General features: G+C 70.7%; 8 protein-coding genes. All 8 read left to right on the top strand.

What is annotated here, in order from left to right:
• The first annotated feature begins 173 nt into the window (after window positions 1-173).
• Complete coding sequence (locus VIG76_RS08855) at window positions 174-1,649, top strand: C-glycoside deglycosidase beta subunit domain-containing protein (protein ID WP_331953255.1); 1,476 nt, start codon at window positions 174-176, stop codon at window positions 1,647-1,649.
• 35 nt (window positions 1,650-1,684) lie between these two features.
• Window positions 1,685-2,479 (top strand): TIM barrel protein, encoded by a 795-nt coding sequence (locus tag VIG76_RS08850; RefSeq protein WP_331953253.1) that lies wholly within the window; start codon window positions 1,685-1,687, stop codon window positions 2,477-2,479.
• Window positions 2,480-2,498: 19 nt separating this feature from the next.
• Window positions 2,499-2,912 (top strand): C-glycoside deglycosidase beta subunit domain-containing protein, encoded by a 414-nt coding sequence (locus VIG76_RS08845; RefSeq protein WP_331953251.1) that lies wholly within the window; start codon window positions 2,499-2,501, stop codon window positions 2,910-2,912.
• Entirely contained in the window at window positions 2,909-4,009 is a 1,101-nt protein-coding gene (locus VIG76_RS08840) for a sugar phosphate isomerase/epimerase family protein (RefSeq protein WP_331953249.1), read from the top strand. Before VIG76_RS08845 ends, VIG76_RS08840 begins: the two co-directional genes overlap by 4 nt.
• A 10-nt stretch (window positions 4,010-4,019) precedes the next feature.
• Complete coding sequence (locus tag VIG76_RS08835; RefSeq protein ID WP_331953247.1) at window positions 4,020-5,054, top strand: sugar phosphate isomerase/epimerase family protein; 1,035 nt, start codon at window positions 4,020-4,022, stop codon at window positions 5,052-5,054.
• Between the two features lie 17 nt (window positions 5,055-5,071).
• Entirely contained in the window at window positions 5,072-5,857 is a 786-nt protein-coding gene (locus VIG76_RS08830) for a nuclear transport factor 2 family protein (protein WP_331953245.1), read from the top strand.
• Between the two features lie 8 nt (window positions 5,858-5,865).
• Window positions 5,866-6,270: a C-glycoside deglycosidase beta subunit domain-containing protein gene (locus VIG76_RS08825; RefSeq protein ID WP_331953243.1), complete on the top strand. Its 405-nt coding sequence runs from the start codon at window positions 5,866-5,868 to the stop codon at window positions 6,268-6,270.
• A 14-nt stretch (window positions 6,271-6,284) separates the two neighbouring features.
• A partial coding sequence (locus VIG76_RS08820; protein WP_331953257.1) for a Gfo/Idh/MocA family protein occupies window positions 6,285-7,228 on the top strand: 944 nt, incomplete at its 3' end.

Below are 7,228 nucleotides of genomic sequence, written 5' to 3'. Positions count from 1 at the left end.
ACTTCCGTGCAAAAGCAACATAATGCTGCTAGCGTCAGCAGCACGCCGATGGAGGAGGACGCGATGACGCGGTCCGGCTCCGTCCACCACCGCTCCGCCCTGCGCACCGCCGCGCGATCCCCGCTCGCGCTCGCCACGACCCACCGCCCCGCTGCCGACCGAGGAGACGCCTCATGCCGAACGGACTGATCGACGACGCGAGCCTGCGCGTCCACCCCGAGGGGCTCGCGGTCTCGCTCACCATCCCCTGGTACCGCAGCCTCTGGCTGTCCTCCGTCGGAGCGCTGCGCCTCGCCGTCGACGGCGAGGCCGTCCCGGCTGAGGACCTCGCCTTCGAGCTCGACGGCGTCCGGTACGGCATCGCCGACCTGCCGGAGCAGAGCGACGTGCTCTGGTACCTGCAGTCGCATCCGCTGCTCGTCGTCCGGCGCGATGCGCCGGTCGCGCTCGGCGAGACGCACGAGATCGACATCACCGGCGAGCTGCGGCTGCCGTACATGCAGATCGCGCCGGGCGCCGACGGCGGCCCCGGGATCTACGTGCCCAACTTCGTGCATCAGACGCTGACCCTCACGGCGACGGACCGCGACCTCCCGTCCCCGGCCCTCGAGACCGTCGAGGTACCGCCGGCCGCGACCGAGTCCGACCCCTTCAAGCTGGGCCTGACGCTGTACTCGGCCAGCGCCGAGTTCCGGGCCGGCTGGTTCGACTTCGACGGCCTCCTCGACCGGGTCGCGGCGCTCGGCATCGGCCCCGGCATCGAGATCGTCGCCTCCCAGGTGCTGCCGACCTACCCCCTCATCTCGGACGAGTTCGTCACCACCTGGCGCGCGGCGTTCGACCGGCACGGGTTCGACGCGTCCTCGTTCGGCGCCAACCTCGACATGGGGCGCCGACGCGACCGCGACATGACGCCCGACGAGGAGTTCGAGTTCAGCGAGCTGCTCTTCCAGGGCGCGAAGCGGCTCGGCTTCCCGCTGGTCCGCATCCAGAGCGCCAAGCCGGAGCTGCTGCGCCGCCTGCTGCCCGTGGCCGAGCGGCTCGAGCTGCAGCTCGCCTACGAGATCCACGCGCCGATGGGGCCGAACGATCCCGCGATCATGAAGGTCCGCGAGGTCTACGACGAGCTGAACTCCCCGCTGCTCGGGTTCGTCGCCGACTTCTCGTCGACGATGCACGCCATGTCGCCCACCCTGCTGCGGGCGGTGCGCCGCCTCGGCCTCGACGACGAGGCGATCCGGACCCTCCAGGAGATCTGGGCGACCGACGACCCGATGCGGGAGCGTCAGGAGCGCTTCATCGCCTACCTCCGCGGCCGCGACTTCGACCCGGGGCGCCTCGGCTCCTTCGCGCACCTCGCGTTCAACATGCACGGCCACGTCTACCCGCGCGAGTGGGCCGACATCATGCCGCAGATCCTGCACGTCCACGCGAAGTTCTACGACATCGACGACGAGGGCCAGGAGCCCGCGATCGACTACCCCGAGCTCGTCCGCGTCTTCGTCGCCGGCGGCTACCGCGGCTACTGGTCGAGCGAGTGGGAGGGGCACGCCTTCGCCGAGATCGGCGAGGTCGACCCGCTCGTGCTCGTCCGCCGCCAGCACGACCTCATCCGCCGCAGCATGCGCGCCGCCCTCCTCCCCGCCTGACCTTCCATCCCTCTCGAGAGCAGGACCCCTCAGACATGTACCGACTCGCCCCGAACATCGAGCTGCTCTTCACGGAGGCCGGGGACTACCACGACCGCGTGCGCGCCGCCGCCGCGGCCGGCTTCGACGCCGTCGAGATGTGGGGGCCGACGGGTGCCGACGCCCCCGCGACGCCGAAGGACATCCCGGCGCTGAAGGCGGCGCTGGAGGAGACCGGCACCTCCCTCCTGGCGCAGCTGGCCGAGCCGCGGACGCAGTTCATGATCCCGCCGTGGGACCACTCCGAGTTCTTCCGGAAGCTCGACGAGGGCGTCGCGATCGCGCAGGACCTCGGCTGCCCGCGCATGGTCGTCGGCAGCGGCACGGGCTTCGGCGGCTGGAAGCGCCAGGTCCAGCTCGACAAGCTCGTCGAGATCTACCGCAAGGCCATCGCCCAGATCGACGGCTCCGGCATCGTGCTCGTGCTCGAGGCCGTGAACGTGCGGGTCGACCACCCGGGCTCGCTGCTCGACCGGACGGCGGAGTCCGCCTATATCGCCCGCGGCGTGGACTCGCCCTTCTTCGGCATCCTCTACGACCTCTACCACTCGACCGTCGAGGGGGAGGACGTCGCCGCCGAGCTCGCCGGCGCCGGCGAGCTCGTGCGCTACGTGCAGATCGCGGATGCGCCGGGCCGCGGCGAGCCGGGTACCGGAGCCATCGACTGGCCCGCCGCCCTCGCGACGCTGCGGGCCTCCGGCTACGACGGCCCGATCGGCCTCGAGTACTACCCGACCACCGAGTCGGCCGCCTCCACCGCCTACATCCGCGGCGTCGCCGCCGACGCCTGACCTGCACGAGAGGAACGACGTGATCCCCGACCGCATCATCGAGCAGGGCACGCTCACCACCGACGGCGCACGCAGCGCCGTCGAGGTCCGCATCCCCTGGTACCGCGCGCTGCCCGCGTCCTGCATCTCCGAGGTCTCCTTCGCCGTCGACGGCGTCCAGGCGCCCGTCGAGTCGCTCCGCTGGACCATGAACGGCACGACCTACCGGCTCGACGAGCTCGCCGGCCACGCGGACGAGTGGTGGTTCCCGCTCGACTCCGCGCAGGTGTCCGGCGACGTGCCGCTCGCCGACGACGGCGAGGAGCACCGCGTCGACGTCGAGCTGAAGCTCTACATCCCGTACATCGTCATCGGCGACGGGGAGGTGCTCCGGATCGAGGAGCACGACACCAAGACCATGAAGGCAGGCAGCATGTCGGGGGTCCTCGCGTGACCGGGCTCGGCTCGCCCATCCAGGGCGTCACCCTCTACAGCTTCACCCGCGCCTTCCACGGCCGGGAGTACGACCTCGAGCAGCTGATCCGCAAGGTCGGAGCCGAGGGGTACGGCCCGGGCCTCGAGATCATCGGGTTCTCGAGCTTCCGCGGCTTCCCGGCCGTCGACGACGCCTTCGCCGGCTGGTTCAAGGACCTGGTCGCCGAGGTCGGCCTCGTGCAGACCTCGCTCGCGATCAACGCCGACATCGGCATCCACCGCGACCGGCTGCTGAACCAGGACGAGCTGATCGAGTACATGCGCCGCCAGATCGAGGCGGCGGCGATCCTCGGCTTCCCGATCGCGCGGGTGCAGATCTCGATCGAGCCCGACTCGATGGAGCGCCTCGCGCCGGTCGCGGAGCAGTACGGCGTCACGCTCGCGCTGGAGGTGCACGCCGACCAGTACGCCTCGCACCCCCGGATCCTCGCGCTGCGCGACCGCTACGAGCAGGTCGGTTCGCCCTTCCTCGGCTTCACCGCCGACTGGGGCGCCACCACCGTCGGCTTCGCACCCTCGCTGCTCGAGGCCTACCGGCGCCGCGGCGCCTCGGAGGAGCTCCTCGCGAAGGTCGTCGATCTCTGGAACGAGTTCTACGAGGCCGGTCCGCCCAAGGACCAGGCCGACCACGGGCAGCGCTTCGGGCGGTTCATCGGGCTCGCCGCCCAGAACGGCCGGCCGGACCTCGGCGTCGACCTCGGCATCAACGGCACCGGCCTGTTCGGTCCCGCCCGGGTCGACGACTGGCTCGAGATCATGCCGTGGATCCGCCACGTGCACGGCAAGTTCTTCGGCATCGACGAGCGCGGCGAGGAGCCGTCCGTCCCTGTGCGCGACCTCATCCGCCTGCTCGTCGAGAACGGCTACGACGGCGCGATCTCGAGCGAGTACGAGGGCTGGCACTGGAACTTCTGGCAGAGCCCGTTCGAGATCATCGCCGGCGAGCAGGCGGTGCAGCGGTCGGCCGCCGAGGCCGCCGGCTCCCGCATGATCACCGACGCCGCCGAGGCGCGGGCGCAGCTCGCCGCCCACCTCGCCCAGCCCGTCCACTCCTGAGAGGCAGCACATGACCGACGACGGCATCGCCGGGACCGGGATCAAGCTCGGCATCACGCTCTACTCGCTCACCAGCGAATTCGCGGCAGGGCTCTACACGCCCGAGACCCTCATCAAGGCCGCGGCCGACGAGGGCCTCGGCCCCGGCATCGAGTTCAACATCGCGCAGCTGCTGCGCACCTACCCCGACGTCGACGACGACTTCGTGCGCCTCTGGCGCGACTCGATCGACCGGTACGGACTCGAGCCCTCCGCGATCGGCACCAACCTCGACATGGGCCGCCGCAAGGACCGCGACATGACGCCCGACGAGGAGCACGACTTCCTCGCCCGGCAGCTGAAGACGGCCCACACGCTCGGCTTCAAGCGGGTGGTCATCCGGTCGCACGGCAAGGAGCTGCTCCGCAGCCTGCTGCCGCTGGCGGAGCAGTACGACCAGCAGCTCGGCTACGAGATCCACGCGCCGTCGGGCCCGAACGACCCGCACGTGCTCCAGATCCGGGAGATGTACGACGAGCTGCAGTCCGAGCGGCTCGGCTTCACCGCGGACTTCTCCTCGACGATGCACTCGCTCTCGCCCACGCTGCTGCGGCAGCTGTCCCGGATGGGGCTCGAGGACCGGCACTTCCCGGTGATGGACGAGATCTGGCACGAGCCGACGCCGATGCACGTGCGGAACCAGCGGTTCGAGGACTACCTCCGCGGCGAGGGCGTCGACCCGACCGGGTTCGGCCCCTTCACGCGCCTGGCCTTCAACATGCACGGCCTCGTGGCGCCGGAGGAGTGGCTCGACATCATGCCGCGGATCTTCCACGTGCACGCGAAGTTCTACGACATCGACGCCGACGGCCAGGAGCCGGCCATGGACATCCCGCGCATCGTGCGGCAGTTCGTGCAGGGCGGCTACCGGGGCTACCTGTCGAGCGAGTGGGAGGGCCACGCCTTCCAGGACCTCGGCGAGGCGGACCCCATCGCCCAGGTGAAGCAGCAGCACGCACTGATGCGCTCCGCCATCGAATCGGCCGTCGCGGCCGTCCCGGCCTGACAGACAAGGACACGCACATGACCGACATCATCGAGACCGACGCGGCCGCCGAGCTGCGGGCCGAGGTCGCGCAGCTGAAGGAGGCGCTCGCCGCGACGACGCTGCTCGCCCGCCGAGCCGCCGACCGCGGCGAGGTGGAGAACCTCTTCAACCGCTACATGTTCTTCCACAACGCGTTCCTGGACGAGCGGATCATCCCGCTCTGGGTCGCGGAAGGCACGCCCGGCATCCGCGCGCAGTACACGAACGCGGGCGTCTACACGACGTGGGAGAGCGTCACGCGCTACCACCGAGGGCGCCCCTCGCCCGTCGGCAAGCTGATCCTGCACGCGACGACCACCCCGGTGATCGAGGTGTCGGGCGACGGCGAGACCGCCAGGGGCGTGTGGATCATGGCGGGCACCGAGTCCGGGCTGACCGAACCGGAGCAGGCAGCGACCATGCCGTCCGACATGTACTCGCCGCGCGACGTGCAGGGCAAGAAGGTCTGGGCGCACTGGGTCTGGTGCAAGTACGCCATCGACTTCCTGAAGCAGGACGGGCAGTGGCGGATCTGGCGGTTCCGCTGCTTCGAGCTCGCCCGCGCCCCGTTCGAGGAGAACTGGGTCAGCTTCGGGGAGAAGAACCAGGCCGCGTTCGACCTCGACCTCATGTACTTCGGTGATGACGGCAAGCCCGTCTTCATGCCGCCGGCTGACGAACCCGTCCAAGACGCCAGCCACCCGTACAGCCCCTCGACGGTGCAGCAGCTGCAGCCCGAGCCGCCCGAGCCGTACGCCACCATCTCCGAGATCGACGAGTAGACGACGCGATGGCCACCCACAACTCCCTGTTCTCCGCCGACGACGTGCGGCGGCTGCCCGACGGCAGCGGCATCGCCGTCTCGGTCCAGCTGCCCTGGTACCGCAGCCTCTGGCTCTCGGCCGTCGACGGCGTCGAGGTGTCGGTGAACGGCACACCCGTCCCGAAGGACCGGATCCGCTTCGAGCTGGAGGGCCGCTCCTACACGGTCGACGAGCTGCCCGAGCAGTCCGAGACCCTCTGGTTCGTGGCCGACCGGCCCGACGTGGTCGCGCACCTCGACGAGGTGCCGGCGCCCGGCGAGTCCATCACCGTCGAGGTCGTGCTCACCATGCGGCTCCTCTACATGCAGATCGCCCCGCAGCGGTACGTGACCAACCGCGTACCGGTCGAGCGCGAGGTCGTGCTCGCGTGACGATCCGCGTCGCCATGATCGGGTACGGCTTCATGGGCGCGGCCCATTCGGTCGGCTGGCGCCAGGCGCCGCGCGTGTTCGACCTGCCCGACGACGTCGCGATGGCGGTCGTCGTCGGCAGGAACCCGGATGCCGTGGCCGCCGCCGCGGAGCACTGGGGCTGGGCGGAGTCGGCGACCGACTGGCGCTCGGTGATCGCGCGCGACGACATCGACGTCGTGGACATCGTCACGCCGGGGGAGTCCCACGCCGAGATCGCCATCGCCGCCCTCGAGGCCGGCAAGCACGTGCTCTGCGAGAAGCCGCTCGCGAACACCGTCGAGGAGGCCGAGCGGATGGCCGCAGCGGCGCGTGCGAGCGACCGCATCGCGATGGTCGGCTTCACCTACCGGCGCGTCCCCGCGGTGACGCTCCTGCGCGACCTGGTCGCGGAGGGACGGATCGGGCGGGTCCAGCAGGTCCGCGCCGCGTACCGCCAGGACTGGCTCGTCGATCCGTCGGTACCGCTCGGCTGGCGCCTCCAGAAGGAGCACGCCGGCTCCGGCGCGCTCGGCGACATCGGTGCGCACATCGTCGACATGACCCAGTTCGTCACCGGGCAGGCCGTGCAGGCCGTGGCGGGGACGGTCGACACGATCGTCCGGGAGCGGCCGCTCGTCGGCGAGCGGGCCGGGTTCACGGGCACCGCCTCCGAGGAGGTCGGCGACGTGACGGTCGACGACGTGGCGATCTTCACGGGCCGGCTGAGCGGGGGAGCGCTGGTCTCCTTCGAGGCGACGCGCTTCGCCACCGGCCGGAAGAACGGCCTCACCATCGAGGTGTCCGGGGATCGCGGCGCGCTCGCCTTCGACCTGGAGCGGCTCAACGAGCTGCGCTTCTACGACAGGACCGGGCCGGCCGCGCTCCAGGGGTTCACGACGATCCTCGTGACCGAGCCCGAGCATCCGTACGTGGCCGC

The organism is Amnibacterium sp. (assembly GCF_036559085.1).
Lineage (GTDB): Bacteria > Actinomycetota > Actinomycetes > Actinomycetales > Microbacteriaceae > Amnibacterium.
Note: the sequence above shows the minus strand (reverse complement) of the source record. Positions and strands in the feature narration are given on the sequence as shown.

What these genes read in the sequence shown, in the direction of transcription:
- VIG76_RS08825 (WP_331953243.1), top strand. Translation starts at nt 5,866, where the DNA reads ATGGCCACCCACAACTCCCTGTTCTCCGCCGACGACGTGCGGCGGCTG.
- VIG76_RS08850 (WP_331953253.1), top strand. Translation starts at nt 1,685, where the DNA reads ATGTACCGACTCGCCCCGAACATCGAGCTGCTCTTCACGGAGGCCGGG.
- VIG76_RS08835 (WP_331953247.1), top strand. Translation starts at nt 4,020, where the DNA reads ATGACCGACGACGGCATCGCCGGGACCGGGATCAAGCTCGGCATCACG.
- VIG76_RS08830 (WP_331953245.1), top strand. Translation starts at nt 5,072, where the DNA reads ATGACCGACATCATCGAGACCGACGCGGCCGCCGAGCTGCGGGCCGAG.
- VIG76_RS08855 (WP_331953255.1), top strand. Translation starts at nt 174, where the DNA reads ATGCCGAACGGACTGATCGACGACGCGAGCCTGCGCGTCCACCCCGAG.